The sequence below is a fragment of the Synechococcus sp. RS9909 genome, assembly GCF_014279595.1.
Lineage (GTDB): Bacteria > Cyanobacteriota > Cyanobacteriia > PCC-6307 > Cyanobiaceae > Synechococcus_C.
On record NZ_CP047943.1, the window covers coordinates 2,417,123 to 2,441,553 of the forward strand.

Annotated in this window: 26 protein-coding genes and 1 pseudogene; 12 read left to right on the plus strand and 15 right to left on the minus strand. The window is 63.4% G+C overall.

Features of this window, described 5'->3' with window-relative positions; genetic code table 11:
- Nucleotides 1-31: 31 nt before the first annotated feature.
- Nucleotides 32-496, minus strand: a pseudogene (gene rnhA, locus SynRS9909_RS12860) (ribonuclease HI); the annotation flags it as partial.
- 61 nt (nucleotides 497-557) lie between these two features.
- Between rnhA and SynRS9909_RS12865 the strand changes: the two are divergent.
- Nucleotides 558-1,253, plus strand: coding sequence for a DUF3747 domain-containing protein (locus SynRS9909_RS12865; RefSeq protein ID WP_007101300.1), 696 nt, complete (start codon nucleotides 558-560; stop codon nucleotides 1,251-1,253).
- A gap of 271 nt (nucleotides 1,254-1,524) precedes the next feature.
- Here SynRS9909_RS12865 and rplL read toward each other — a convergent pair whose 3' ends face one another.
- The 8 genes from rplL to gloA form a co-directional block, all read right to left on the minus strand.
- The gene (gene rplL, locus SynRS9909_RS12870; RefSeq protein ID WP_007101299.1) at nucleotides 1,525-1,917 is read right to left on the minus strand and encodes a 50S ribosomal protein L7/L12; all 393 of its coding nucleotides are present in this window, start codon (nucleotides 1,915-1,917) and stop codon (nucleotides 1,525-1,527) included.
- A gap of 47 nt (nucleotides 1,918-1,964) precedes the next feature.
- A complete protein-coding gene (gene rplJ, locus SynRS9909_RS12875; RefSeq protein ID WP_007101298.1) occupies nucleotides 1,965-2,492 on the minus strand; it encodes a 50S ribosomal protein L10 in 528 nt (175 codons plus the stop codon).
- 238 nt (nucleotides 2,493-2,730) lie between these two features.
- Nucleotides 2,731-3,438: a 50S ribosomal protein L1 gene (rplA, locus tag SynRS9909_RS12880; RefSeq protein WP_007101297.1), complete on the minus strand. Its 708-nt coding sequence runs from the start codon at nucleotides 3,436-3,438 to the stop codon at nucleotides 2,731-2,733.
- A gap of 80 nt (nucleotides 3,439-3,518) precedes the next feature.
- On the minus strand, nucleotides 3,519-3,944 hold the full coding sequence (gene rplK, locus SynRS9909_RS12885) for a 50S ribosomal protein L11 (protein WP_007101296.1): 426 nt from the start codon (nucleotides 3,942-3,944) through the stop codon (nucleotides 3,519-3,521).
- A gap of 109 nt (nucleotides 3,945-4,053) precedes the next feature.
- Nucleotides 4,054-4,716 carry a transcription termination/antitermination protein NusG gene (gene nusG / locus SynRS9909_RS12890; RefSeq protein WP_007101295.1) on the minus strand — a complete coding sequence of 221 codons (663 nt, stop codon included), beginning with the start codon at nucleotides 4,714-4,716 and terminating at the stop codon, nucleotides 4,054-4,056.
- Nucleotides 4,717-4,776: 60 nt separating this feature from the next.
- Nucleotides 4,777-5,049, minus strand: coding sequence for a preprotein translocase subunit SecE (secE, locus tag SynRS9909_RS12895; RefSeq protein ID WP_007101294.1), 273 nt, complete (start codon nucleotides 5,047-5,049; stop codon nucleotides 4,777-4,779).
- Between the two features lie 44 nt (nucleotides 5,050-5,093).
- Nucleotides 5,094-7,835, minus strand: coding sequence for an ATP-dependent Clp protease ATP-binding subunit (locus SynRS9909_RS12900; protein WP_007101293.1), 2,742 nt, complete (start codon nucleotides 7,833-7,835; stop codon nucleotides 5,094-5,096).
- Between the two features lie 18 nt (nucleotides 7,836-7,853).
- A complete protein-coding gene (gloA, locus tag SynRS9909_RS12905; RefSeq protein WP_007101292.1) occupies nucleotides 7,854-8,252 on the minus strand; it encodes a lactoylglutathione lyase in 399 nt (132 codons plus the stop codon).
- Between the two features lie 100 nt (nucleotides 8,253-8,352).
- Between gloA and eno the strand changes: the two genes are divergently transcribed.
- The 3 genes from eno to SynRS9909_RS12920 are packed head-to-tail and all read left to right on the plus strand — an operon-like array spanning nucleotide 8,353 to nucleotide 11,196.
- Nucleotides 8,353-9,645 carry a phosphopyruvate hydratase gene (gene eno / locus SynRS9909_RS12910; protein ID WP_007101291.1) on the plus strand — a complete coding sequence of 431 codons (1,293 nt, stop codon included), beginning with the start codon at nucleotides 8,353-8,355 and terminating at the stop codon, nucleotides 9,643-9,645.
- Between the two features lie 13 nt (nucleotides 9,646-9,658).
- On the plus strand, nucleotides 9,659-10,414 hold the full coding sequence (locus SynRS9909_RS12915; RefSeq protein WP_007101290.1) for a phytanoyl-CoA dioxygenase family protein: 756 nt from the start codon (nucleotides 9,659-9,661) through the stop codon (nucleotides 10,412-10,414).
- Nucleotides 10,415-10,434: 20 nt separating this feature from the next.
- Nucleotides 10,435-11,196, plus strand: a complete 762-nt coding sequence (locus SynRS9909_RS12920; RefSeq protein ID WP_162858309.1) for a hypothetical protein — start codon at nucleotides 10,435-10,437, stop codon at nucleotides 11,194-11,196.
- Here SynRS9909_RS12920 and SynRS9909_RS12925 read toward each other — a convergent pair.
- The 4 genes from SynRS9909_RS12925 to argJ form a co-directional block, all read right to left on the minus strand.
- Nucleotides 11,185-12,864: an AarF/ABC1/UbiB kinase family protein gene (locus tag SynRS9909_RS12925; RefSeq protein ID WP_007101288.1), complete on the minus strand. Its 1,680-nt coding sequence runs from the start codon at nucleotides 12,862-12,864 to the stop codon at nucleotides 11,185-11,187. The genes SynRS9909_RS12920 and SynRS9909_RS12925 overlap by 12 nt on opposite strands.
- Entirely contained in the window at nucleotides 12,864-13,178 is a 315-nt protein-coding gene (locus SynRS9909_RS12930) for a hypothetical protein (RefSeq protein ID WP_007101287.1), read from the minus strand. Before SynRS9909_RS12930 ends, SynRS9909_RS12925 begins: the two co-directional genes overlap by 1 nt.
- Nucleotides 13,179-13,247: 69 nt before the next feature.
- Complete coding sequence (locus SynRS9909_RS12935) at nucleotides 13,248-13,730, minus strand: hypothetical protein (protein WP_186593732.1); 483 nt, start codon at nucleotides 13,728-13,730, stop codon at nucleotides 13,248-13,250.
- Nucleotides 13,731-13,854: 124 nt separating this feature from the next.
- Entirely contained in the window at nucleotides 13,855-15,150 is a 1,296-nt protein-coding gene (gene argJ, locus SynRS9909_RS12940) for a bifunctional glutamate N-acetyltransferase/amino-acid acetyltransferase ArgJ (RefSeq protein ID WP_083774469.1), read from the minus strand.
- Here argJ and coaE point away from each other — a divergent pair.
- From coaE to SynRS9909_RS12960, 4 genes are all read left to right on the plus strand, one after another.
- Complete coding sequence (gene coaE / locus SynRS9909_RS12945) at nucleotides 15,149-15,745, plus strand: dephospho-CoA kinase (RefSeq protein ID WP_007101284.1); 597 nt, start codon at nucleotides 15,149-15,151, stop codon at nucleotides 15,743-15,745. The genes argJ and coaE overlap by 2 nt on opposite strands.
- Nucleotides 15,746-15,908: 163 nt before the next feature.
- A complete protein-coding gene (locus tag SynRS9909_RS12950) occupies nucleotides 15,909-16,145 on the plus strand; it encodes a hypothetical protein (RefSeq protein ID WP_007101283.1) in 237 nt (78 codons plus the stop codon).
- A gap of 93 nt (nucleotides 16,146-16,238) precedes the next feature.
- Nucleotides 16,239-17,954, plus strand: a complete 1,716-nt coding sequence (locus SynRS9909_RS12955) for a hypothetical protein (RefSeq protein WP_007101282.1) — start codon at nucleotides 16,239-16,241, stop codon at nucleotides 17,952-17,954.
- Nucleotides 17,955-18,033: 79 nt separating this feature from the next.
- Entirely contained in the window at nucleotides 18,034-18,564 is a 531-nt protein-coding gene (locus SynRS9909_RS12960) for a hypothetical protein (RefSeq protein ID WP_007101281.1), read from the plus strand.
- Between the two features lie 20 nt (nucleotides 18,565-18,584).
- On the opposite strand, the gene gatB is transcribed toward SynRS9909_RS12960, so the two are convergent.
- Entirely contained in the window at nucleotides 18,585-20,072 is a 1,488-nt protein-coding gene (gene gatB, locus SynRS9909_RS12965) for an Asp-tRNA(Asn)/Glu-tRNA(Gln) amidotransferase subunit GatB (protein ID WP_007101280.1), read from the minus strand.
- 75 nt (nucleotides 20,073-20,147) lie between these two features.
- Here gatB and thiO point away from each other — a divergent pair, with 75 nt between their 5' ends.
- Nucleotides 20,148-21,287, plus strand: a complete 1,140-nt coding sequence (gene thiO, locus SynRS9909_RS12970) for a glycine oxidase ThiO (RefSeq protein WP_007101279.1) — start codon at nucleotides 20,148-20,150, stop codon at nucleotides 21,285-21,287.
- On the opposite strand, the gene ndk is transcribed toward thiO, so the two are convergent.
- Nucleotides 21,263-21,718: a nucleoside-diphosphate kinase gene (ndk, locus tag SynRS9909_RS12975; protein ID WP_007101278.1), complete on the minus strand. Its 456-nt coding sequence runs from the start codon at nucleotides 21,716-21,718 to the stop codon at nucleotides 21,263-21,265. The genes thiO and ndk overlap by 25 nt on opposite strands.
- 121 nt (nucleotides 21,719-21,839) lie before the next feature.
- Between ndk and SynRS9909_RS12980 the strand changes: the two genes are divergently transcribed.
- From SynRS9909_RS12980 to speA, 3 genes are read left to right on the plus strand one after another with little or no spacing between them, the layout of a single operon-like run.
- The gene (locus SynRS9909_RS12980; protein ID WP_007101277.1) at nucleotides 21,840-22,091 is read left to right on the plus strand and encodes a type II toxin-antitoxin system Phd/YefM family antitoxin; all 252 of its coding nucleotides are present in this window, start codon (nucleotides 21,840-21,842) and stop codon (nucleotides 22,089-22,091) included.
- Nucleotides 22,088-22,480: a type II toxin-antitoxin system VapC family toxin gene (locus SynRS9909_RS12985; RefSeq protein WP_007101276.1), complete on the plus strand. Its 393-nt coding sequence runs from the start codon at nucleotides 22,088-22,090 to the stop codon at nucleotides 22,478-22,480. The genes SynRS9909_RS12980 and SynRS9909_RS12985 overlap by 4 nt, the downstream gene beginning before the upstream one ends.
- A complete protein-coding gene (gene speA / locus SynRS9909_RS12990; RefSeq protein WP_007101275.1) occupies nucleotides 22,474-24,426 on the plus strand; it encodes a biosynthetic arginine decarboxylase in 1,953 nt (650 codons plus the stop codon). Before SynRS9909_RS12985 ends, speA begins: the two co-directional genes overlap by 7 nt.
- Nucleotides 24,427-24,431 lie beyond the last annotated feature (5 nt).

Here is a 24,431-nt window from a genome sequence, read left to right on the forward strand (position 1 = left end):
CGCCCAGTCAGTGCAACTCTGATCCTGCCGTGCCACGGGAGAAGGCGACAGCGATCTGATCGACGCGATCGTTATCGGGGTCGCCACTATGTCCTTTGACGTAACGCAAAGGCACATCCGCCAGGCGGGCGCTGTCGAGAGCCTTCCACAGGTCTTGATTGAGCACGGGTTTCCCCGCCGCCGTCTTCCAACCCTTGCGTTTCCAGCCCGCCATCCAGGACCCGAGCCCATCAATCAGGTATTTGCTGTCGGTGCGCAGGGTCAGGTCGGGGTGCCTGGGGAGATCCTTCAGGCGTTCGAGGGCCGCAAGTGCCGCCTGCAGTTCCATCCGGTTGTTGGTGGTGGCCGGATCGAAGCCGCCGAACTCCTCGACGCTGCCATCCTCAAACCGAATCAGAACGCCCCAGCCGCCGGGACCGGGGTTGCCACTGCAGGCCCCATCCGTGGCGACGGCCACGACCCGACCGCGACCCTCAGCAGCGGAGCGCTCAACCATTGGTCACCTCGGGGCATGTTCGATACAACACGGCCATATCCCCGCCAAGGAGAACACCGCCATGTCGCGAACCTACCCTGGAAGCCTGGCGGCGGGCCTGCTGCTGAGCCTCACGGGCTTGCCCCTGCTGGCAGCTGGCCTGTTCGACAGCCAGCCCCTCGACGAGGAGCGCTTTGCTGTGCTGGCCCAGGCCGTGGGGGGCAACAGCTGGAAGTTGCTGGTGCTGGAGCAGATCAAAGCGCGACCGCTCTGCTGGGAGGAGCGGGCCGATGGCCTGGTGAAGCCCTCCTTGAACGATTTCGACTTCACGGGAATCTGCAGCCGCTACCTCGACAGCAACGGCTATTCCCTGCGCGCCGGTGACGAGGACATGGACCGCAGCTTCCGGCTGCGGCTGCAGCAGGATCGCGACGACCTCGTGCTGATGGCGATCGATCCGGATCAGGGAGTGCCGATCCCGGTGGCCCGCGCCAGCCGTCCCCGTCGTGATCGACACGCCTTCGTGAAACTGAACCTGGATCCGGGCTGGAGCCTGGAACGACGGGCCTACAAAGGGCGCACCCTCAGCCATGTGTATTTCGCCCACCAGGACTCCACCCCCCAACTCCTCGCCAAGGCGCGGGGTGGGGAACCGCCCCAACGCTTCCGTGGCCTGGGGCGACCGACGGCACCCGGCGCACCGCAACTGGCGTCCCGCGGCAGCAACCTGCAAGGCAGGGGGCCGATCCGGCTGGAGGTGATCCCCTATCGCCCCTGAGGGCAGGGACAGTTCCAGGAGCGCCCCCGAAGGAGCACATCCACCTGTTCACGCCCTTAATTTAAATCGTGTGAGGAGTGCCGAGCGCCTCTTCAGGGTCGAAACAAGGACAGACTCCTGCAACGCGTTCCACTCAAGACCTCGCCTTCGGCGGGGTCTTTTTGTTGGACGGGTCACCGCTGCGACAGCGAAGACGTCGGCCCACCCAAAAAGGCCGGCCCGTGTGGGCCGGCCCTGTGCGCATAACAGCAGGGGCCTCAGCCCCAGGCGATCACTTGAGGGTGACCTTGCCGCCGACCTCTTCAATGGCCTTCTTGAGGGCTTCAGCCTCATCCTTCGACACACCTTCCTTGATGGCCTTGGGAGCGGCTTCCACCATGGCTTTCGCATCGCCGAGGCCGAGGCCGGTGGCTTCGCGAACAGCCTTGAGGACCTTGATCTTGGCGGAAGCTTCGAAGCTTTCCAGCACAACATCGAATTCGGTCTTTTCTTCGGCAGCTTCACCACCACCGCCAGCGGCGGCGCCAGGAGCGGCCATCACCACACCAGCGGATGCGGCAGCAGACACACCGAAAGCATCCTCGATCTGCTTGACAAGCTCAGAGGCTTCCAGCAGGGAGAGAGATTTCAGTGATTCGAGAATTTCGTCGGTTTTTGCAGACATGGTTGGGAATCAGCAACAGATCAAATGAACAGTCGGGTCGAAGACGATCAGCTGTCGCCGGATTCGGCGTGCTGCTTGAGCGCCCGAGCGAGACCGGAGGGAACCTCGTTGATGCCAACAGCCACCTTGGTGGCCACTGCATTGATGGCACCGGCAATCTGGGCCATGAGCACTTCCTTGGAGGGAAGGTCACCGATGGCTTTGATCTCGTCCTGAGAAAGGAGCTTGCCTTCGAAAAGGCCGCCCTTGGTCTCGGATTTCTTGGTGTCCTTCTGGAAAGCCTGAACGGCTTTCACGGCACCACCCACATCGCCCTTCACCAGGACGAAGGCGTTGGTGCCACTCAGCAGGGAGTCGAGATTCGACCAGGCACTGTCACCATCAATGGCACGACGCATCAAGGTGTTTTTGGTCACCTTGCACACACCGTTGCTGGCCTGCAGACGCGTCCGCAGATCAGACATCTCTTTGATGGAAAGGCCCTGATAATCCAGAACCAGTGCCATTTCGGCCTCGCCAAGGAGCTGCTTGAGCTCTTCGACGATCTGTTGCTTGCTCTCCAGCGTGCGGCCCATAGGAATTGGATCGGATCGAGGGGAACAAGCTGGGCACACGGCCGATCAACACTCCCGTGAAAGAGCGGAGGCCGCGTGTCGATCCAATCCCGTCAGGGAAAAACCGTCGCGTCTGCCTCGGCAGGACTTACGGCGTTCAGCTCTTGATTCCAGGAATCAGGAGTGATCGTCACCTGCTGTCTATGGCCGGGCGCGTGCCCGTCTGGCGAAAGCCAGTCAATCAGCCTACAGGAGAGCGTCAGCCCTCCTGTTTGATGTCCTGCAGAGCAGCCACATCCACTTCCACAGAGGGCCCCATAGTGGAGGTCACGTAGAGGCTCTTCCAGTAGCGGCCCTTGGCACCACTGGGCTTGTTGCGATCAATCGTTTCCTGAAGCGTCTTCAGATTCTCCAGCAACGCATCCGCCGCAAAGCTGGCCTTGCCGAAGCGCACATGCACGATGCCGGTGCGATCGGCGCGGAATTCCAGTTTGCCCGCTTTGAATTCCTGGATGGCGCCGGCGAGATCGGTGGTGACGGTGCCGGCCTTCGGGTTCGGCATCAGGCCACGGGGGCCGAGCACACGACCCAGTTTCGCCACCTTGGGCATCATGTCGGGGGTGGCGATCAGCAGATCGAAGTCCATCTCCCCCTTGGCGATGCTCTCCACCAGGTCGTCATCGCCGGCGAGTTCAGCACCGGCAGCCTTGGCCTCCGCCACCTTTTCACCGCGGGTCACCACGGCGATGCGCACGGTCTGACCCGTGCCATTCGGCAACGCCACGGTGGTGCGCAGCTGCTGGTCGGTGTACTTGGGGTCGATGCCGAGGCGCACATGGGCCTCCATCGTTTCGTCGAACTTGGCGGTGGCGTTGTCTTTAACGAGCTGAATCGCCTCAAGCGGCTCGTAGGCGCGCTCCTCAATCTTGTTGACGAGGCTGGCCAGACGTTTGGAAAGTTTTGGCATAGCAGAGATGGGGTGCAGGCGATCGAACGCGATCTCCCCCGAAAAGGAACAGTGAATGAAACGGAGTGGACGACCGCTGATCAGTCGTTGATGGCCACGCCCATGTTGCGGGCTGTGCCTTCAATGATGCGCATGGCTGACTCAACGCTGGTGCAGTTGAGGTCAGGCAGCTTGGTCTTGGCGATCTCCTCGAGCTGGGTGCGGCTGATCGAGCCAACGCTGCCCTTGGCGGATTCACCGGAACCTTTCTCGATTCCAGCGGCCTTGGTGATCAGCACCGACGCCGGAGGCGTTTTGGTGATGAAGGTGAAACTGCGGTCTTCAAAGACCGAAATCTCCACCGGGATCACAAACCCGGCCTTGTCCTGGGTGCGGGCGTTGTACTCCTTGCAGAACGCCATGATGTTGACCCCGTGCTGACCGAGGGCAGGACCCACGGGCGGTGCAGGGTTGGCTTTGCCGGCCTGTAGGGCCAGCTTGATCACAGCTACGACTTTCTTGGCCATCGGCGAGCGGAGTTGAACATCTGCGGATCACCTGACCCGTGGGCCAGGTGCGGCGGGATGGCGAAGCATCCCTCAGGCCGTCCTCCGCAGGGAGACGGCCGCCGCCCATTCAGTTCTGTTTGCTGACCTGAGAGAACTCAAGCTCCACAGGGGTCTCCCGACCGAAGATCGAGAGCAGAGCCTTGAGCTTGCTCCGTTCTCCGGACACCTCGATCACCTCACCCTGGAAGTCCTTGAACGGACCTGCCGTGACGAGGATCTGATCGCCTTCGGTGAGGTCCACCTTCACCACGGTTTTCTTCTCTGCCGCCCGCTTGAAGATGCGATCCACCTCCGAACGACTGAGGGGGCGGGGTTTGATGTGCCCCCGGGCCTTCCCGGTGGCGCGACGATCCTCGGCACCCACGAAATTGATCACGTTCGGGGTGCTGCGCACCGCCATCATCGTGTCTTCATCGAGCACCATCCGCACCAGCACATACCCCGGAAACACCTTTTCCTCGGTCGACTGACGGCTGCCGTCCTTCTTGACCTTCACCGCCGGCGTTTCCGGAATCTCAATCTCCAGAATCCGGTTGCTGACGCCGAGGGTGACCGCCCGCTGCTCCAACGTGGCCTTCACCTTCTTCTCGCAACTGGACGCCACCTGCACGGCATACCAGCGGGCCACGGATGTGCGGGGCGCCGTCGACGCCGTGCCCTGCTCACCCTCATTCGGTGCGGGAAGATCGAGAACTTCAGGAGTCTCGGTGGTGAGATCGACGTCAGACACTGGCGGGGGATGGAGAAATGCGGAAAAGAAAAGCTCGAAGGGAAGGGCCTCGCCCTGGTCTCAACGGAACAACTGGGACGCCGCCCAGCCATAGAACCGACTGAGCGCTGCGATGGCTGCCGCCGACAGACTCACCATCAAGATCACAGCGATGGATTCGCTGAACAGCTGCTGACGGCTGGGCCAGACCACCAACTTCAGCTCCTCGACCGCGGCTGCCAGAAATCCCCCCTTCCGACCCTCGGCGGAAGGAGCCTGCGGCTTGCTCGCTGCTTTGTCCTCAGATGTGGGGGTGGTCACGGTTTCGGAGCCGGAATTGCCGTCGGCGTGCATGACACCTGTCGGCAAACAGTCACCTTACCGGATGCCTGACGGGCTCAATCCTCTGGCGTGAACAGGAACGGTTCCAAGGCCCCGTCGCCGGAACGCACCCGCACGGCGGAGGCGCCACTGAAGCGATCCTCGAGAAGCTGGGTGGCCAGGGGATTCTCCAACTGGCGACGCAACACCCGTCGCAGAGGCCGAGCACCGTATTCGGGTTCAAAGCCCTGCTCCGCCAGCGCCCGCACCACCGCCGGATCGACCCGCAGCTCCAGATCCTGCTCACGCATCAACTGGGCCAGTTCGGCGAGTTGCAGGTGCACGATGCGCTCCAGATCCTCGATCGCCAGCGGCCGGAAGCGAATCACCTCATCAATGCGATTGAGGAATTCAGGGCGGAACTGCCTGGCGAGCGCCTCATCCACCCGGACCGCAAGCGCCTGATCGAGGGCCGCCTGATCCGCATCGGGCTGCTGTCCTTCGCGGGCTCGATCGAGGATGGCGCGACTGGCGAGATTGCTGGTCATCACCACCACCGTGTGGCGGAAATCCACGGTGCGGCCCTGGGAATCGGTGAGACGCCCGTCATCGAGCACCTGGAGCAGCACGTTGAAGACATCCGGATGGGCCTTTTCGACCTCATCGAGCAACAGCAACGCATAGGGGCGACGCCGCACCGCCTCGGTGAGCTGCCCTCCTTCCTCGTAGCCCACGTAACCAGGCGGTGCCCCGAGCAGACGGGCCACCGCATTGCGCTCCATGAACTCGCTCATGTCGAGACGCACAAGCGCCTCCTCCTCATCGAACAGCCGAGCCGCCAAAGCCTTGGCCAACTCGGTCTTGCCGACACCGGTGGGGCCGAGAAACAGAAAGGAACCCACAGGTCGGCGTGGATCCTTCATCCCAGCCCGGGCCCGACGGATCGCCGACGCCACCGCCTGCACCGCTTCCGGCTGACCGATCACCCGCTGCTGCAGCTGGGTCTCCAGCTCCAGCAGCTTCTGACGCTCACCGGCCAGCAGACGCTGCACGGGAATCCCGGTCCAGCGGGCCACCACATCGGCGATGTCGCCGGCTTCCACCTGCTCGCGCAGCAGGGCCGTGCCTTGCTCCTGGGCCTCCACCAACACCTGCTCCAGGTCGGTGCGGCGCTGCTGAACCCGATGCAGCTGGTCGTATTCCAGCCGGGCCGCCTCCTCCAGATCACCGTTGCGTTCAGCTTCGGCGATCGCATGGCGAAGGGTTTCGTCCTCCTGGAGCAACTGACGCAGTTCCTCCAGCTGGTCCCGTTCCGCCTGCCAACGGCCGCGCAGGTCCTCCAGACAGGCCGAGGCCTCCAGGCGGGAGCGCTGCAGCTGCACCCGCTCCGCCTCCGGGGCCTGTTCCGCCGCCAGTAGGGCCAGTTCAACCCGGCGCAGGTCGGTTTCGGCGTCCTCCACCACCTGGGGCTTGGAGGTCACATCCATCTTCAGCTGGGCGGCGGCCTCGTCGATCAGGTCGATCGCCTTGTCGGGCAGGCAACGGTCGCTGATGTAGCGATCGGCGAGCCGAGCGGCGGCGGTGAGGGCCCCGTCGGTGATCGTCACCCCGTGATGGAGCTCATAGCGCTCCTTCAGGCCGCGCAGAATCTCGATGCTGAGTTCAATCGAGGGCTCGAGGATCGGCACCTGCTGAAAGCGGCGGCTGAGTGCGGGATCCTTCTCAACGGTGCGGCGATAGTCCTCTGGAGTGGTCGCGGCGATGCAACGCAGTTCGCCTCGCGCCAGGGCCGGCTTGAGCAGGCTGCCCGCATCGGCACTGGAGCGATCGCTGCTCACCACCGTGTGCAGTTCGTCGATGAACAACACAACGCCGGCATCGGCATCACTCACCTCCGCCAGCACGGAACGGAGGCGCTCCTCAAATTGGCCGCGAAATTTGGCGCCGGCAATCAGCGCCCCCATGTCGAGGGCCACCAACCGCTGCCCCCGCAGCGAATCGGGCACCTCACCGGCCACAATCCGCTGGGCCAGACATTCGGCAATCGCCGTTTTGCCCACCCCCGGAGCCCCGATCAGCACCGGGTTGTTCTTGCCGCGACGGGACAGCACCTTGATCAGGCGCCGGATCTCCCCATCACGGCCAATCACCGGATCCAGCTGACCGGCTTCCGCCGCCGCCGTAAGGTCGCGCCCATACAACTGCAGGGCAGAGGGTTCCTCCGGCTCGGGGCTGGCCGGCGCCGGCGCCTGGACCGGCGGGGGCGCAGGAGCCGCTGGAGGGGGAGGCAGTGGCGGTGCCGGTGTTGGTGCTGGTGGCGCTGGTGGCACCGGAGCGGCGGCAGCGGTTGGTCTCTGACGACGCAACTCCGACTCGAGCCGGTCGGCAGGCAAGCCAGCGCTGGCCAAGCAATCGGCACCGATGCGTGGATCGCGCCCCATGGCGATCAACAGGTGGGACAGCTCGATCAGGCGGGATCCCCATAGGGCGCGCACCCGGTCAGCTGCCTCCAGCAGCTGTTCGAGGTCTTCACCGATGAACAGATCCTCACTGCGGGCCATGGGCTGCTCCGCCAGGAAGCCCTCCAGCTGATCGAGCAGGTCGTCCGCATCCAGCGACAAGCCACGCAGCGAGCCGGCAAAACGCCTGTCGCTGAACAGCACCTGCATCAGGTGCTCCACATCGAGCTCACCGTGGCGCCAGCGTCGCGCCAGATCCTGGCCTGCCAGGAGCAGCTCCCAGGCCTCGTCGCTGAACCGGTCCGGCTCCGACGTGAGACTGACAGGGGAATCGATGGCGGGACGGTCTTCAGGAAGCATGCGGTTGCGCCGAAGCGATCAGGACGACGCCCTGGACGCGAGCTGAATCAGCTCCACTTTGTAGCCATCTGGATCCTCCACGAAGGCGATCACCGTGCTGCCGTGCTTCATCGGCCCCGGTTCCCTCACCACGCGCCCACCCTTGTCGGCAATCGCCGCACAGGTGGCCTGGATGTCATCCACACCGAGGGCGATGTGGCCGTAGCCATCACCCAGGGCGTAATGGTCGGTGTCCCAGTTGTGGGTCAGCTCCAGCACGGTGTGGTCGCTCTCCTCGCCGTATCCCACGAAAGCGAGCGTGAACCGACCGGAGGGGTAGTCCTTGCGGCGCAGCAACTGCATCCCCAGCACCTCGGTGTAGAAGCGCAGCGATCGCTCCAGATCCCCCACGCGCAGCATCGTGTGCAGCATGCGCATTGGCGTCAACTCCCAGCCTCTCTCCCAGCATGGTGCCAAAGCACACCAAGAAGGGTCAGGGGGAGACCCATAAGATCCTCGGACCTTTGATCGACAGCACGTGTTCGATTCCCTAGACCTCGTCATCGACACCATCGTGGCCAGGGAGGTGCTCGATTCCCGCGGCAACCCCACTGTGGAAGCGGAAGTGCTGCTCGAAGGTGGTGCCAGCGGTCGGGCGATCGTGCCCAGCGGCGCCAGCACCGGCGCCCATGAAGCCCACGAACTGCGTGATGGCGGCAGCCGTTACATGGGCAAAGGGGTGACCCAGGCGGTGGATCACATCGAAGAACGCATCGCCCCGGCACTCTGCGGCCTCTCCGCCCTGGATCAGGCGAGTGTGGATGCGGCGATGCAGGAGCTCGACGGCAGCGCCAACAAGTCGGCGCTTGGTGCGAACGCAATCCTGGCGGTGAGCCTGGCCACGGCCCGCGCCGCCGCCAACGGTGTGGGATTGCCCCTATATCGCTATCTGGGCGGACCGATGGCCTCCCTGCTGCCGGTGCCCTTGATGAACGTGATCAACGGCGGTGCGCATGCTGCCAACAGCCTGGATTTCCAGGAATTCATGCTGGTGCCCCACGGCGCCCCCAGCTTCCGCGAGGCCCTGCGCATGGGCACTGAGGTGTTTCACACCCTCAAGGGACTGCTTCAGGAGCGTGGCCTCAGCACATCGGTGGGCGATGAGGGCGGTTTCGCCCCCGATCTGGGCAATCACGAAGCGGGCGACATCCTGGTGCAGGCGATTGAGAAAGCCGGCTACAAGCCTGGTGAGCAGATCGCCCTGGCCCTCGATGTGGCCAGCACGGAGTTCTACGCCGATGGCCGTTACGCCTTCGGCGGCGGCAGTTTCAGCAGTGCCGAGATGGTGGATCAGCTTGAGGCATTGGTGAATCGTTTCCCGATCGTTTCGATCGAAGATGGCCTGGCGGAAGACGACTGGGACGGCTGGAAACTGCTGACCGAGCGCCTGGGCAGCCGCGTGCAGCTGGTGGGTGATGACCTGTTCGTGACCAACAGCCAACGGCTGCAACAGGGCATTGATCACAACACAGCGAATTCAATCCTGATCAAGGTGAACCAGATCGGTTCGCTCACTGAAACCCTGCAGGCGATCGATCTGGCTGGGCGCAGTGGTTACACGAGCGTGATCAGCCACCGCAGCGGCGAAACGGAAGACACCACCATCGCCGACCTGGCCGTGGCCACCCGCGCCGGTCAGATCAAAACCGGTTCGCTCAGCCGCAGCGAAAGGGTCGCCAAATACAACCAGCTGCTGCGCATCGAAGACGAACTGGGCAGCCAGGCCGTGTACGCCGGCGCCGTGGGCCAGGGTCCTCGCGGCCGGGGCTGACCGCCTTCGATCGATGCCCGCGGACTCTGGCGGTCATTGGCTGCTCCCTCAACTGCTTGACCCCAAGCGGTTGAGCAAAATGCGTGATCAGCTGATTGCACGGGCAAATTCGAAGACGCTGCAATCAGGACGCCAGGCCCTACTCGGAATTCAGGCCGATGGATCCCACCTGGCAGCATCATCCTTGGATGCGGAACTGTTTGCCCTACTGACAGATCCCGCCCTGATCGCAGCGGTGAAACGGGTGAGCGGATACCCAATGGTGCGTCCTTTCCAATTCGATCTGCTCACGAAGGCGCCCGGAGCACCTGAAACCCCTTGGCATAGAGATCGCGATTTTCTTCCGATTGATCGGCAGAGTTATACCTGCTGGATTCCCCTCGATCCCATCCCTGAGGCCTGCACCCTGGTGTATGCGGAAGGCACGGCCTCGATGGCACCCACTCGCACAGATATGCCTGACCCCGCAAGCCTCAAGCGGCTGCTCGAAAGCCATGGTGCACCGTTCCGGCGGCTGCCGGAGATGAAGCCTGGCGATGTGGACATCCACGAAGGACATGTCTGGCACTTCGGCCCAGCCAACAGCACTCCACACTGGCGGCGGGCTCTCGGCGTGGCCTTCGTTGAACATGGGACCTTGCTTTGCACCGATCCCGAAGGCTTTTCAGGCCCTGCGGGTGCACGGATGCGGCGCGCAACCTTGCAGTCACTCTTCGGCCCGAATGCCGAGGGCCAACCCGTCGAGGGCGAGCGACATCCGCTTCTTTGATGGTGTCATTTGAAGCCTTCATGGCGGAGATCACTCGTGGCAAGCATGACCACCTCCAGCCAGAACACACCTTCGTGCAATGTCTACCCAAGATGGGCTCAACGGCGTTGAGTGCATCACTCAACAATGCCATTCACGAGTTCGAGATGGACTCAGCGCCGCAGCTGGCAGCCCAGCGCAATCAGCCAGGCTTTGCATCAGCCCGCTGGCAGTGGCTTCATCATCGCCGCCTGACGCTTGAGGGAAAAACAGACGTCTGCACCAGCCTTTTTCTACTGACGGCTGACCTTCCCACCACCGAGTTGGAAGCCAGGGGATTCCGCCGCCTTTTCTTGAACCGCTCTCTGAGACCCTGGCTTCAAAGTATCGCCAACTGGAGCTTTCAACACCGTCAGAACCCTCGACGCGACACATGGCAACAGAGCTATAAGCAGTTCGTCAGCACAAGTGATCCATCCCTGGCAGACACCATGCCTCAATCCTTAACAACGCTGAAGGAGATGGCTCGCTTCTGGATCCCCGTTTGGCTGACCTATCAACACTGGATCGCGACCGCCCATCTCGCCATAGCACCCAATTCAAACCAGCACCAGACTGTGTTGATCAGCGACCATCACTCCATCCCAAAAATCGCCAACCAAAGCACATTTTCCAGTCAGTTCAAAAAAGAGTTCGATCGGCTGATCCCTGCCATGCCAGCCCTCAGCGGCAATCCCACCAAAGACAATGCCTTCCACCAGGCAGTTCGGGCGAGACTCCTGAACAACAGATCAACGCTCTGAGGACGACAACGATTCCAATCGCCCATCGCGACGGAGTTTGAGTTGCAGCTTGAGCCAGCCCGTGCCAACGGGAACTCCTGCTGCCAGAGGCAGCAGGGCCCACAAAGGCCTCGGGCCCGCACCGAGCAGGGCGGCCGCCAGCGCCAGAGAACCCAGCAGCACCGACTGACCCACCGCATGCTGGGCCGTCACCATGCGGCGGAACTGGCGATCGGATTCACCCATGCGGATCTGCAGTTGCAGATCTCCCTGTTCGAGGCGTTCGAGGCTCTCATCCAGACGCCTGGGAATCCCTGCGGCCCGACTGCTGAGCGCCCCCACCTGGCGGCCGAGTTCGTTGAACAGGTCATTGGGGCCGGATCCGCTGGCACTCATCAGGGGAAGCAGGTAGGGCTTGGCGATCGCCACCAGGCTAAAGCTGGGATCGAGGCTGCGTCCGACCCCTTCAAAGGTGGAGAGAGCCCGCATCACAAAGATCAGCTCCACCGGCAGGCGGAACGGCTGGCCATACACCAGCTCATAGAGATCTCCCGACAATTTGTCGATCACATTGGCCGTGAATGGAGGCGTGAGCGCTTCCTGCAACATCAGACGCACCAGACGGCGCACGGGGCCGAGATCGACCTCTCGGGCGATCACCCCGGCGGCCTGCATTTCACTGACCAGAGCCGACGCGTCCCGGGTCGCAGCCGCCCGGACCATGGCCCCAAGCCGTCGGCGCAGACCATCCGACAGGAGGCCCATCATGCCGAAGTCGTAATAAATCAGGGCGCCATCACTGGCCACCGCCAGATTGCCGGGATGGGGGTCGGCGTGGAAGAAGCCATAGCGCACCAATTGCTGCAGATAGCTGGCTGCACCGATCTCCGCCACGGCGGCCGGGTCAATCCCCGCCGCCAGCAGGGCCTCGCGATCATTCACCTTGATCCCCGGCAGATAATCCAGACAGAGCACCCGCCGGCTGCTCAGTTCCCAGATCACGCCCGGCACACGGATGCGCGGATCTTCCAGAAACTGCTGCCGGAAACGGGCGGCGTACTGGGCCTCCACGCGGAAATCGAGTTCCCGCAACAACACCCGGCGGCATTCCTGGGCGATCGCCACCCAATCGCGCCCTCGCCCCCAGCTGGGATGGCGTTGCAGCACCGCGGCCACCTGCTGCATCACCTCAAGATCGAGCCGGAACACCCGTTCCAGGCCCGGGCGCTGAATCTTGAGCACCACCTGCCTTCCACTGCGCAGGCTGGCGCGATGCACCTGCGCCAGCGAAGCCGCACCGAGGGGCTGCTCATCCAGATCGATGATTTCGGCGCAACGGGCGCCCAGCTCCTCCTCCAGCACCGCCTGAGCCCGATCGAAGGAGAAGGGGGGCACCCGATCCTGCAGGTCGGCCAACTCAGCAACCCAGCCCGCCGGGAGCACATCCGGACGCGCAGAGAGCAACTGACCGAGTTTGATGAAGGCTGAGCCCAGCGCGAGAAGCTCGGCCGTCAGCCAGCGGGCCCGGCGTTGCTGGCGCGCTTCGCGCCGCTCCGGCGTGCAACCACCGGGGTAGGTCCAGCGGCGACCATCCCACCACAGCAAAACGATCAAGGTGAGCACGGCGCGCCAGATGCGCAGAGCCCTCAGAGCGCTGGGCACGACGGCACCACCGAGCCAGCCGGCCATCACGGCGACTCCTCGAGGGTCCGACTCAGCTCAGCCACCTGGGCACGGAGACGATCGATCTGCTGCTGAGGATCGTCTGTAGTGGCCGAAGCGGCCGAAGCCGCCGCAGTCGCCGCCGCTTCTGGCTGGTCCGAATCCAGCCGTTCCGCTTCCGCTTTCACTTCCTCCTGAAACAGATCCCATTCGCGCCGCAGACGCTCCGGTGCGTCCTGGGCAAGCACGGCCACTTCAGCGGCCGCTCCCGCCAGACCATGGCCGAGTCGGGCCGCGAGCCGGTTGACCGTGGCTCTGAGCAGGGCATCGGGGGAGGGCATGGCCTCGACAGAGCTAATGGAGAAACTGTGGCAGATCCCGAGTGCGGCGCGTGATCAGTCACCCCAGCGTCAGGGGTTGGGAGGGGCCAGCGGCGGTGCTGGGAAGGGGGCCGCCACTGGAGCCGGCTCCGCCAGCACAGGAGCGGGCTCGGCCACCACGGGTTGCGCTTGCGGCTCGGGCTTCGGAAGCACCGGTGCTGGCATCGCCTGCTCCGGCTGTGTCCAGGCTGGCTCGGGCAGCACGGGTTCCGGCGCCACCGCCGGCAGCAGCGTCTGTTGCTCAGCGCGACGCTTGGCTTCAGCGGCGATGCGCTCCGCCTCTTGCCGCGACTGTTCGGCCTCCCGTTCCCGGGCCAGCTCCGCCTCCTTGGCAGCCACATCAGCCGTGAGATCACGCGAAAACTCGCCATGGCGACGGCGCAAGGCCTCCAGGCTCTCGCCCGGAAACGCCTGGCTGGCAAAGGCTTCGCGTCGCGGCTCCTGCGGGGCTCCCTGCATCACGATGATCCGCTGGGTGATGCCGTAACCGAGCGCAAAACAGCCGCCCGCCACCAAGGGGCCCACCCAGAAACGTGGACGCTTGGCTTGCTCTCCCTCGCGTGCAGACCCCGATGCCTTAGCCACAGCTTCGCATTCCACGCATCACATCGAGGATTCTGACAGGGCCGATCAGCGCCTACGTCGTGTAATCGGCGTTGATGCGGATGTATTGATCCGAGAGGTCACAACCCCAGGCCTGGCCCTGGCCGGGGCCATCACCCACCCGTAAACGGATTCGCACGCAATCGTCCTGGAGGTAGGCCCCTGCCGCGCGCTCGCGCAGATACCGGGACGCGGCAGGGCGGTCAAAAACCAGGGGCTGTCCAGCGGCCATTAATTGATGCTCGCCAAGCCAGAGCGCCACGGTCTCGGGATCAAAGTGCACCCCGGCGCGGCCAGCGGCGGCAATGATCCGGCCCCAGTTGGGATCGCGACCATGGATGGCGGTTTTCACCAACGACGACCCACACACGGTGCGAGCGATCCGCTGCGCCTCCGCTTCCGACGCCGCACCGTCCACCCGCACCTCAATCAGACAGGTGGCCCCTTCACCATCCCGGGCAATGGCACGGGCCAGATGCTGAGCTACCAGGGTCACACCCTCTTCCAGGGCCGCCAGCTGATCCGGCGGCAAGGGAGCTCCGGCGGCAAACGCCAGAAACGCATCATTGGTGCTCGTGTCACCGTCCACAGTGATCGCATTGAACGATCGCTGCACCGCCCGCTGCACCAGCGCCTGCCACTGCTCCGCGGGCACTGCAGCATCACAGGTGAGAGTGCCGAGCATCGTGGCCATATCGGGATGAATCATTCCCGACCCCTTGGCCATACCACCGATGCGCACACGCCGGCCGCCGAGATTGGCCTCCAGGGCGATCTGCTTGTCGATCAGATCGGTGGTGAGAATTGCCGTGGCAGCTGCCGCGCCACCGTCGCGGCTCAGGGCCGACACCAGAGGGTCGATCCCCGCCAACAACGTGTCCATCGGGATCGGAACACCAATCACACCGGTGGAGCAGATCAGCACCTCCTCTGCCGTCAGCCCCAGACGATCCGCCAGCGCCTGGGTGGCCCGCTGGCTATCAATCAGGCCACGGTCACCGGTGCAGGCATTCGCCTGACCGGAATTGGTGAGCACCGCCCGCACCTGGCCACCACGGCGCTGCAACCGTTCGATGCAGAGGTCCACGCAGGCCGCCCGCACCAGCGAGGTGGTGAAGGTGCCGGCACACACCGCTCCCTCCGGTGCCAACAGCAGGGAGAGATCAGGTTTCCCGGAAGCCTTCAGGCCGGCGGTGATGCCTGAGGCCTGAAACCCATCCGGAGCCGTGAGACCTCCCGATACGGCAACCCAAGTGGGCGAGAGAGATCCGCTGTTGGCCGCCATCACGCCTGCAGGGGAGACACTGGATCCATCCTCACCCCGCGCCATGCCCAGCCAACGCCGGATTGGCCTCACCGGAGGGATTGCCAGCGGCAAGAGCAGCGTCGGTCGCTGGCTGGCGCAACGGGGCATTCCCGTGCTCGATGCCGATCAGGTCGCGCGGGAGGTTCTGGCAGCAGGCAGCGAAGCCACTCGGCAAGTGATCGCCCATTTCGGCGATCGGGTGCGCGCCAAGGGCGCCACAGGGGAGGAGGCTTGTCTCGATCGCGCAGCCCTGGGCCGGATCGTGTTCAACGACCCGAACGAACGACGCTGGCTCGAGCAGCTGGTGCACCCTCGCGTGCGTGATCACTTCGATGCGGAACTGCTCCGGCTCCAGCGGGAGCCGATCGTGGTGCTGATGATTCCGCTGCTGTTTGAAGCAGGCCTCGAACACCTCTGCACAGAAATCTGGGTTGTGACCTGCTCAGAGCAGCAGCAACAGGAACGACTCATCGCCCGAGACGGCCTGACGGTCGAGGACGCCCGGCTCAGGATCGCCGCCCAGATGCCCCTCGCCAGCAAAGGCGCCAGAGCAGACCTGGTGATTGACAACGCTGAACGGCCGGAAGCGTGGACTGTGCTGGTCGAATCACAGCTCTGAGATCCGGTTCTGATCAGAAGAAGCAAGGAAAGATCGCCTGTGATCAAGCTCACAGGCCAGCGAGACAAGCATCAACAAGCGGCACCGCAATCGCAGAGATCTTGGCTTCATCGGCAGCAGATGGCTCTGCGTCACCGCTCCTCACTCCCAACCACACACTCCCATGCTCCGCTCCCTCTCCCTTCTCTCTGCCCTCGCTCTCGGCTCCACCGCACTGGTGATGATCGAGATCGGCGCAGGCGAGGTGGATTTCACGGGCGATGGATCTGTTGAACCAGGTTTCAGCGATCCAGACGTAACCCCTGCACCCGAGATGAGCAGCGGCGATCAACTCGGCTCTGCCGTTGGCCAACACCTCGGCAAATTGCTTGGGCAAGGCATCGCCGATCTTTTCCGCTGAGCCCAACGTCACTTGACAACAAACATTTTTGTCAAACACCGGTCAAAACGAACTCACTCACTAGCTTCCAAAAACCAACGAAAAGCAAACGCCATGTCTCTGCTCAACCAGGCCCGTACAGCAACCAGCGCTATCACGGCCACCGCACTGATTGCCGCCGCCAGCCTGCAAGCCCCCTCAGCCTCCGCCAACAACGGAGTGAACTGCGAAAACGGACGCTCCCTCGGCCAGTTTTTGATCAAGTCAAAGCTGAATGACCGCTATGTGAGCGGCGGCCATCACAACAATGCCCTGAAAGCCAAACTCCTTGACCAACCAGCCCCAGGAAGTGAAGGCGTCTTCGAACTCTTTGATGTCAGCGACCTTCCTGGCGCCGCCAGAAACACGTTTGCCCTGCGCAGCGTAAAAAAACCCAATGAGTGGTGGCGCGTAAAGAACAACAATGAAACCGTGCTGCTCGACTCCTACCAATGCAAGTCAAACCGGGAAAGTACCACTTTCATCGCAACGGGACTAGGCGGGCAGATGGCACTGCAATCCCGCAAAAATAACAAGTGGCTCAAGGTCAACAATGATGACAGGCTGAAAGCCTCCGTCGACAATCCTAACGGACGCGATAAAAGCATCTTTTTATTCAGCCAACTCAATCAACCTGCGCCACCCAACCCTCAGCCACAACCTGACCCCCAACCCGAGCAGCCTGTCGACCTCAACGGCTGGTGGCGCGGCAATGACAACAGGCTCTTTAACATCAGCGTTAATGGCAGCAATGTCACCATCAAGGGCTTCCAAAGCTCAGGACAACCGCTGAACATCTCCACTGGGATTGTGAATGATGCCCTGATCAGTGGAAACTGGAACAACTACTGTTATGGAGCACGGGGTTCGTTTGCATTCAGCCTCCGCAACGGAGCACTTGTCAAAGTCGGTGGCAACCTGTCAACCCAAACCCTGATTCGCATCAACACCCCCGCCAACGTCAATCTCTCAGCCCAACCGAGCTGCGGCACACCCCAACCACCTCAAGACCAGGCACCCCCGAACCTGAATGGCTGGTGGAAAGGCAATAACAGTGGTTATTACAACATCCTCCAAACCCAGGAAATCCCAGGACAGAACAACTTCCGAATGCGCGGCTACACGAATTCCGGACAACTTCTGAACACCTTGATTGGACGGACCAGGGGCAACAGAATCACCGGCCGGTGGACCAACGCCTGTGATCAGCGAACCGGCAACATCACACTGGAAGTCCGCAATGGGGAGTTGGTGAAGGTCAGCGGATCAGCCACCGCGAACACGCGCTGGTCAACCACTAACAACCCGCCCCGCACCCTTCGCAACAACTGCCCTCAGGGCAATCCTGAACCAAGCACTCAGGCGAGCAAACAGGTACTCAGCCTCACGAAAACGGTTTACATTGTTGATCACGATAGCCTCTCAAGAAACGAAACCGGACAACGCAAGTTGTCTAAAACGCTGCAACTTGAGCGGCCGGAAAGAAACGGCACACGCTTCAGCGCTTTCTTCCCATCCTCCAACAAAACCCGCTTTTGTGTTGATAATGAGGTGAGATCCGACGACTGGGACAAGGTTTGGATTGACAGCAATGGCAATGCCAACCTTGGTGTCGAAGTGAAGCTCTACGAGGGAACCAGCTGCAGAGGTCGATTGATCGGCACTTATGTGTACCGCAAGATCCTGACCGTTGCCCCGGGGCAGACCGATCGGTATGAAGTTCCCCTCCCCACCAATGAAGGCAGCTCGGTGCGGGTGACCTACACCCTCTCCAACCGCACCGCACGCTGACAACAACGGCCACCGAATCTGTGCCCCGCTGCATGCGGGGCATCATCGACAGATTGGCTTCGTCCTCCAGAATTCAGGCATGAACCACCTGCTCCACCTGAGCGCCGTCGGCTTGAGCGCCTTCAGCCTGGCCGCCGCCAGCATCAGCTTCGGCAACGCTGCCCAAGCACAGGCGATCACGTTCCGCTGTTATGACCGTGCCTCGGGAGCCCTTGTTGCTGTCAGCGCAATCGACCTGAGCTCATCACAAGTGAGCTGCACGCCGGGCGAAGCTCCGGCACCGGGCAACGCATCAGTCCCTGACAGCAGCCCGAATGATCCCCTCGCCGCACGACGCAGCATCAACCTGGCTCGCGGCACGGCGGTCAAGTTGAACGGAGGCTTGAACGCCTATCGACCGGCGAGCTGCATGTTTGCTGGAGCAACGGACAATCCATGCCTCACGATTGAGGATGGAGCCTTTCTGTTCAACATCCCCGGAGGCCCTCCCGGCTGGGAACAGACTGGTGACCCGCCCAGTGTGCAGACGATCTTGAAAATCGCCGCTGATGGACGCTCAGTGCTTGATGAGGTCTACAACGGCCCGCCGCGAGCGGCAGGGCCACGTTGAGCTGAAACCCGAGGGGCAGATCAGCCCCCCTTCAGCTTCTGACTGAGGATCTGATTGGCCAGCTTTGGATCGGCCTTACCGCCAGTCTGCTTCATCAGCTGACCGACGAAGAAGCCCTGGAGCTTGGTCTTGCCGCCCCGGAAGGCTTCCACCTCCTCAGGGTGAGCAGCCAGGAGCTCATCAACGATCGCGGTGATCGCAGCAGGGTCGCTGATCATGCCCAGGCCACGCTCATCGACGATCTGGGACGGGGAGCCACCCTTCTCGAGCAACTCAGGCAGGATGTCCTTGGCGATCTTGCCGCTGATCTTGCCGCTATCGATCAGCTTCACCATCTCCGCCAGCTGTTCGGGGCGGAAGGGCAGCGAGGCGTAATTGAGGCGGTTGCTGTTCACATAAGCGGCGATATCGCCGGTGATCCAGTTCGCCGCCAACTTGGCATCAGCGCCGGCTGCCACCACCGCTTCGAAATACTCAGCCATCGGCCGCTCGTCGGTGAGCACCCGGGCGTCGTACTGCGACAGCCCCAGGGTGTCTGCGTAGCGATGACGCTTGGCCGCAGGAAGCTCCGGCAACTCGGCACGCCAGGCTTCGCGCTGCTCGACACTCACCTCAATCGGACCGAGATCGGGATCGGGGAAATAGCGGTAGTCGCTGGCCCCCTCCTTGCTGCGCATGCTCTTGGTGAGCTGCTTGCCCTCATCCCAGAGGCGGGTTTCCTGAACGATCGGTTCGCCGCTCTCGTAGGCCTTGATCTGACGCTGGATCTCGTAGTCGCAAGCCTTCTGGATCGCCGAGAAGGAGTTCATGTTCTTGATCTCCACCTTCGTGCCGAAGGGCGCATCAGGCCCGCGGCGCACGGAGATGTTCACGTCGCAACGCAGGGATCCCTCCTGCATGTTGCCGTCGCTCACGCCCAGATAACGCATGATCCGGCGGATCTCCGAGGCGTATTCCGCTGCCTCCCGGCCGGTGCGCAGATCGGGCTTGCTCACGATCTCAGCCAGAGCCACGCCGGCGCGGTTGTAATCCACCAGCGAGTGGGTGGAGCCCGCCAGGCGATCGCTGCCGGCGTGCACCAACTTGCCGGCATCTTCCTCCATGTGCAGACGTTCGATACCGATGCGCTTGAGATAGGTGTCCTTGCCTTTTTCGGCCACCTCAACCTCGATCCAGCCGTCTTCGGCAATCGGTTCGTCGTATTGGGAGATCTGGTAGTTCTTGGGCAGATCGGGATAGAAATACTGCTTGCGGTCGAATTTGCTGTGCTCGGCGATGTTGAGGTTGAGCGCCATCGCCGCCTTCACCGCATACTCGAGCACCTTCTGATTCAGCACCGGCAGCGTGCCTGGCAAGCCGCACACCACCGGATCGATGTGGGTGTTGGGGTCGTCACCAAAGGCCGTGGAGGCACCCGTGAAGATCTTGCTCTCGGTGCCCAGCTGCACGTGGGTCTCCAGACCGATCACGGCTTCCCATGCGCCCGTTCCAGCCCCGTTGACAGCCATCCACCCAGAGTCTCGCTAGCCGGTCAATCCTATGGAATGGTGCCGGTAGGGTCAGGGGTGTGATCCACAGCAGCGATGGCCGGCGAACCCGTTGTGATCCTCGGCGGCGGCCTGATCGGCCTGGCGGTGGCCCACCAGCTGGCCCGTCGCGGCCGGGCTGTGACCGTGCTGAGCCGCCGCCGTAGCGAAGCGGCTGGATTCGTGGCCGCCGGCATGCTGGCACCCCATGCCGAGGGGCTCGTTGGCGATCAACTGACCTTGGGTCAACGCAGTCTGGACCGCATTCCCCGCTGGGTCGCCCAGATCGAAGCCGACAGCGGCCTCCCCTGCGGCTGGCGCTCCAGCGGCATCATCGTGCCCTTCCAGAGCGCAGCAGAGCGAGATCGCTATCCCACCGTCGCCTGCGGCCAGGCCCTCAACCGTGAACAGCTGGAGCAGGAGCTGCCGGGGCTGGCGCCAGCCTGGAGCGCGGGCCTGCTGTTTGAGCAGGACGGCCAGATCGACAACCGCCGCCAATTGATGCGGGCCTTGGAGAGCGCCTGCGTCGACCGGGGCGTGCGCTTCCTCGAAGGCGTCGAGGTGCTGGCCCTCGAGCAGAGCGGCGGCGGCCTGCAGGGCGCTCGGGTCCGTGATGCGGAGGGCCATGAGCTGAGCCTGGAGTGCGCCGCGGCCGTGCTCTGCTGCGGTGCCTGGAGCGCCCAGCTGCTGCCGGAACTGCCGGTGTTCCCAGTGAAAGGACAGATGCTGTCGCTACAGGCCCCTCGGGGCGCCCTCAAGCGGGTGATCTTCGGCCCGGGGACCTACCTGGTCCCCAGGGAGGACGGACTTCTGGTGGTGGGGGCCACCTCTGAGCCGGAGGCCGGCTTCGCAGAAGGCCTCACTCCCCAAGGGCAGCGCACCCTGCAGCAGGGCATCGCTTCCCTACTGCCAGAAGCAACGCACTGGCCGCCGATGGAGCGCTGGTGGGGATTCCGGCCCTGCACCCCCGACGAGGGTCCGTTGCTCGGCCCCAGCCCGATCGAGGGGTTGTGGCTGGCCTGCGGCCATCACCGCAATGGGGTGCTGATGGCGGGCCTGACCGCAGAGCTGTTGGCCGGCGTCATCACCGGCCAACCACTGGACGCCGACACCAAGGATTTGCTGCAGGCCTTTCGCTGGGATCGCTTTGCGTCAGTGCAGCCGCAAACCGATCAGCCCTCGGTGCGCCAACCCTGATCCGACGGGCTCCAGTCGCTCAGCTCGGAGGGCTGGAACCACAGGCCGATCTCGAACAGGGCGGTTTCGGGAGCATCGGAGCCGTGGATCACATTGCGGCCGATGTTGATCGCCAGGTCACCGCGGATCGTGCCGGGCTCGGCCTCGAGGGGCTTGGTGGCACCGATCAGCTTGCGGGCACTGGCGATGACGCCATCGCCCTCCCACACCATCGCCACCACAGGGCCGGAGGTGATGAAGTCGACCAAACCGGCAAAGAAAGGACGTTCCTTGTGCACGCCGTAGTGCTGCTCTGCCAGCTCCCGGCTGGGGGTGAGCTGCTTCAGACCCACCAACTTGAATCCCTTGCGCTCGAAGCGACCGAGGATTTCGCCCACGAGACCCCGCTGGACGCCATCGGGCTTGATGGCGATGAAGGTGCGTTCGGCCATGGAAGGAAAGCGTCAGATCCGAGCCATCGTCCGTGGCGGGGCTGCCGCTTGGCAAGCACAGGCCAGCCAACCACCCCGGACAAGCCTGACTAGAGTCACATGACCAGGGTCAGCAAGAACCATGGCTACCAGCCCCCGCGAGGTCTCCAAATCGCAGTTCAAGGCCCAGGCGCTGGCCCTGTTCCGCGAGATCGAAGCCAGTGGTGAAACCGTGGTGATCACCGATCACGGCCGGCCTGCGCTGGAAGTTCGGCCCTATCGGCACCTGCAGAACGATGCAGCCGATCCACTGGAGGCACTGCGCGGGTCGGTCACGCACTTCGACCAACCGCTTGAACCCGTTGCTGAGGCTGACTGGGAGGCCCTGGCATGATCCTGCTCGACACCCACGTGCTGATCTGGTGGGCCAACGGTGAGCACGACAGACTCTCCGCTGCAGCGATCGCGGCGATCGAAGCGGAGGAACAGCAACGCCTGGTGTCGGCCATCAGCTGCTGGGAAGTGGCCATGCTGGTGGAACGAGGGCGACTCGGCCTGAACGTCGACATGGAACGCTGGCTCAACCTGGTGGCATCGGTACCCAGGCTGAAGCTGCTGCCCCTGAGCCCGGCAGTCGCCGTGGCCTCCACCCGACTCCCCCGGACCTTCCATGCCGACCCCGCCGATCGGTTCCTCGTGGCCCAGGCCCGCCATCTGAACATCGCCTTGGTGACGGCAGACTCCAAAATCAGGGCCTACCCGCACGTCCGCAGTCTGTGGTGATCGCCCCCTCCGCCAGCGCAGGCCAGCACCAGGGCTGGACCCCAGCCGACAGTGCCGAGCTCTATGGCTTGGAGCGCTGGGGCGAGCCCTACTTTTCGATCAATCCCCGCGGCCATGTGAGCGTGCAGCCACGCGGTGATCGCGGTGGCAGCCTCGATCTGATCGACCTGGTGGCGGGCCTGCAGGACCGCAACCTGGGCCTGCCGCTGCTAATCCGCTTCGACGACATCCTCGAAGACCGGCTGGAACGGCTGCATGGTGCTTTCGAGCGGGCGATCACCCGCTATGGCTACGCCGGGCGCTACCAGGGCGTCTTCCCGGTGAAATGCAACCAGCAGCGCCACGTGGTGGAGGAGCTGGTGAGCTGCGGCAAACGCTGGCATTTCGGACTGGAAGCCGGCAGCAAAGCCGAGCTGCTGATCGCCCTCTCCTTGATCGACGACCCGGACGCCCTGCTGATCTGCAACGGCTACAAGGATCAGCGCTACATCGAAACGGCGATCCTGGCCCGGCGGCTCGGACGCCGTCCGGTGGTGGTGATCGAGCAGGCCGATGAGGTGCAGCGCATCATCGCGGCAAGCGAAGCGCTGGGGGCGGCACCGCTGATCGGCATCCGGGCCCGGCTCTCCAGTCGCAGCACCGGCCGCTGGGGCAGCTCCGTGGGCGAAAAAGCGAAATTCGGCCTGCCGGTGCCTGAGATTCTTGCCACCGTTGAAGCCCTGCGAGAGGCCAACCTCCTGGAGGAACTGCGGCTGCTGCATTTCCACGTAGGCAGTCAGATCAATGACATCGCCGTGGTGAAAGACGCTCTGCAGGAGGCCTCCAGGATTTATGTGGAACTGCATGCCCTCGGCGCACCGATGGGCTACATGGACGTGGGCGGTGGCCTGGGGATCGACTACGACGGCAGCCGTACGGCCACGGCGGCCTCCACCAACTACTCGCTGCAGAACTACGCCAATGATGTGGTGGCAACGGTGCAGGAAGGCTGCGCCCCCCACGGGGTGGCGGTGCCGACGCTGGTGAGCGAAAGCGGGCGGGCGATCGCGAGCCATTTCTCCGTGCTCGTGTTCGATGTGCTCGGCAGTGGCGGCCTGCAGCAGAGCGCTCCCCCCGAGGCAGGGGAAGAACCGCTGATTGTGCGCAACCTGCGCGACACCCTGGCGGGCATCCACACCCTCCCCGCCGATGCAACTGCCGATGTCTCCCGGCTCCAGGAGGCCTGGAACGATGCACTCAAATTCAAGGCTGACGCCCTGGCCGCCTTCCGGCTCGGCTATCTGAGCCTGCAGGACCGCAGCCTGGCGGAACAACTCACCTGGGCCTGTGCCCGTGCCCTGTTGGATCGGTTACCGGAAGGCGGCACTCTTCCAGAGGATCTCAAGGAACTGCCCGCCGTTCTGGCGGAGACCTACTACGCCAACCTCTCGATTTTTCGTTCCGCTCCAGACACCTGGGCGATCCAGCAGCTCTTCCCTGTGATGCCACTGCATCGCCTCGATGAGAAGCCAACGCGCCTCGGCCATTTCGCAGATCTCACCTGCGATTCCGATGGACGGTTGAGCCGTTTCATCAGCGATGGCCGCAGCAAACCGCTGCTCGAGCTCCACCCCCTGGTGGCTGACCAGCCCTATTTGATCGGCCTGTTTCTCGGCGGCGCCTATCAGGAGGTGATGGGCAATCTGCACAATCTGTTCGGCAGCACCGATGCGGTGCACATCCGCCTCGCACCCGGCGGCGACTACCAGGTGGACCATGTGGTGCGCGGCGACACCAACGCGGATGTGCTCCAGGCGATGGAGCATGTGCCGGATCTGTTGCTCGAACGGCTGCGCATCGCCAGCGAGCAAGCGATCAGCCGCGGCGCTCTCCGCATCAGCGACGCCCGCCTGCTGATGGACCATCTGGAAAGCAGCTTGCGCCAGAGCACTTACCTGAAGAATTGATCGCG

What these genes read in the sequence shown, in the direction of transcription:
- SynRS9909_RS12865 (WP_007101300.1), top strand. Translation starts at nt 558, where the DNA reads ATGTCGCGAACCTACCCTGGAAGCCTGGCGGCGGGCCTGCTGCTGAGC.
- rplL (WP_007101299.1), bottom strand. Translation starts at nt 1,917, where the DNA reads ATGTCTGCAAAAACCGACGAAATTCTCGAATCACTGAAATCTCTCTCC.
- rplJ (WP_007101298.1), bottom strand. Translation starts at nt 2,492, where the DNA reads ATGGGCCGCACGCTGGAGAGCAAGCAACAGATCGTCGAAGAGCTCAAG.
- rplA (WP_007101297.1), bottom strand. Translation starts at nt 3,438, where the DNA reads ATGCCAAAACTTTCCAAACGTCTGGCCAGCCTCGTCAACAAGATTGAG.
- rplK (WP_007101296.1), bottom strand. Translation starts at nt 3,944, where the DNA reads ATGGCCAAGAAAGTCGTAGCTGTGATCAAGCTGGCCCTACAGGCCGGC.
- secE (WP_007101294.1), bottom strand. Translation starts at nt 5,049, where the DNA reads ATGCACGCCGACGGCAATTCCGGCTCCGAAACCGTGACCACCCCCACA.
- SynRS9909_RS12900 (WP_007101293.1), bottom strand. Translation starts at nt 7,835, where the DNA reads ATGCTTCCTGAAGACCGTCCCGCCATCGATTCCCCTGTCAGTCTCACG.
- gloA (WP_007101292.1), bottom strand. Translation starts at nt 8,252, where the DNA reads ATGCGCATGCTGCACACGATGCTGCGCGTGGGGGATCTGGAGCGATCG.
- SynRS9909_RS12915 (WP_007101290.1), top strand. Translation starts at nt 9,659, where the DNA reads ATGCCCGCGGACTCTGGCGGTCATTGGCTGCTCCCTCAACTGCTTGAC.
- SynRS9909_RS12920 (WP_162858309.1), top strand. Translation starts at nt 10,435, where the DNA reads ATGGCGGAGATCACTCGTGGCAAGCATGACCACCTCCAGCCAGAACAC.
- SynRS9909_RS12925 (WP_007101288.1), bottom strand. Translation starts at nt 12,864, where the DNA reads ATGGCCGGCTGGCTCGGTGGTGCCGTCGTGCCCAGCGCTCTGAGGGCT.
- SynRS9909_RS12930 (WP_007101287.1), bottom strand. Translation starts at nt 13,178, where the DNA reads ATGCCCTCCCCCGATGCCCTGCTCAGAGCCACGGTCAACCGGCTCGCG.
- coaE (WP_007101284.1), top strand. Translation starts at nt 15,149, where the DNA reads ATGCCCAGCCAACGCCGGATTGGCCTCACCGGAGGGATTGCCAGCGGC.
- argJ (WP_083774469.1), bottom strand. Translation starts at nt 15,150, where the DNA reads ATGGCGCGGGGTGAGGATGGATCCAGTGTCTCCCCTGCAGGCGTGATG.
- SynRS9909_RS12950 (WP_007101283.1), top strand. Translation starts at nt 15,909, where the DNA reads ATGCTCCGCTCCCTCTCCCTTCTCTCTGCCCTCGCTCTCGGCTCCACC.
- SynRS9909_RS12955 (WP_007101282.1), top strand. Translation starts at nt 16,239, where the DNA reads ATGTCTCTGCTCAACCAGGCCCGTACAGCAACCAGCGCTATCACGGCC.
- SynRS9909_RS12960 (WP_007101281.1), top strand. Translation starts at nt 18,034, where the DNA reads ATGAACCACCTGCTCCACCTGAGCGCCGTCGGCTTGAGCGCCTTCAGC.
- gatB (WP_007101280.1), bottom strand. Translation starts at nt 20,072, where the DNA reads ATGGCTGTCAACGGGGCTGGAACGGGCGCATGGGAAGCCGTGATCGGT.
- thiO (WP_007101279.1), top strand. Translation starts at nt 20,148, where the DNA reads ATGGCCGGCGAACCCGTTGTGATCCTCGGCGGCGGCCTGATCGGCCTG.
- ndk (WP_007101278.1), bottom strand. Translation starts at nt 21,718, where the DNA reads ATGGCCGAACGCACCTTCATCGCCATCAAGCCCGATGGCGTCCAGCGG.
- SynRS9909_RS12980 (WP_007101277.1), top strand. Translation starts at nt 21,840, where the DNA reads ATGGCTACCAGCCCCCGCGAGGTCTCCAAATCGCAGTTCAAGGCCCAG.
- SynRS9909_RS12985 (WP_007101276.1), top strand. Translation starts at nt 22,088, where the DNA reads ATGATCCTGCTCGACACCCACGTGCTGATCTGGTGGGCCAACGGTGAG.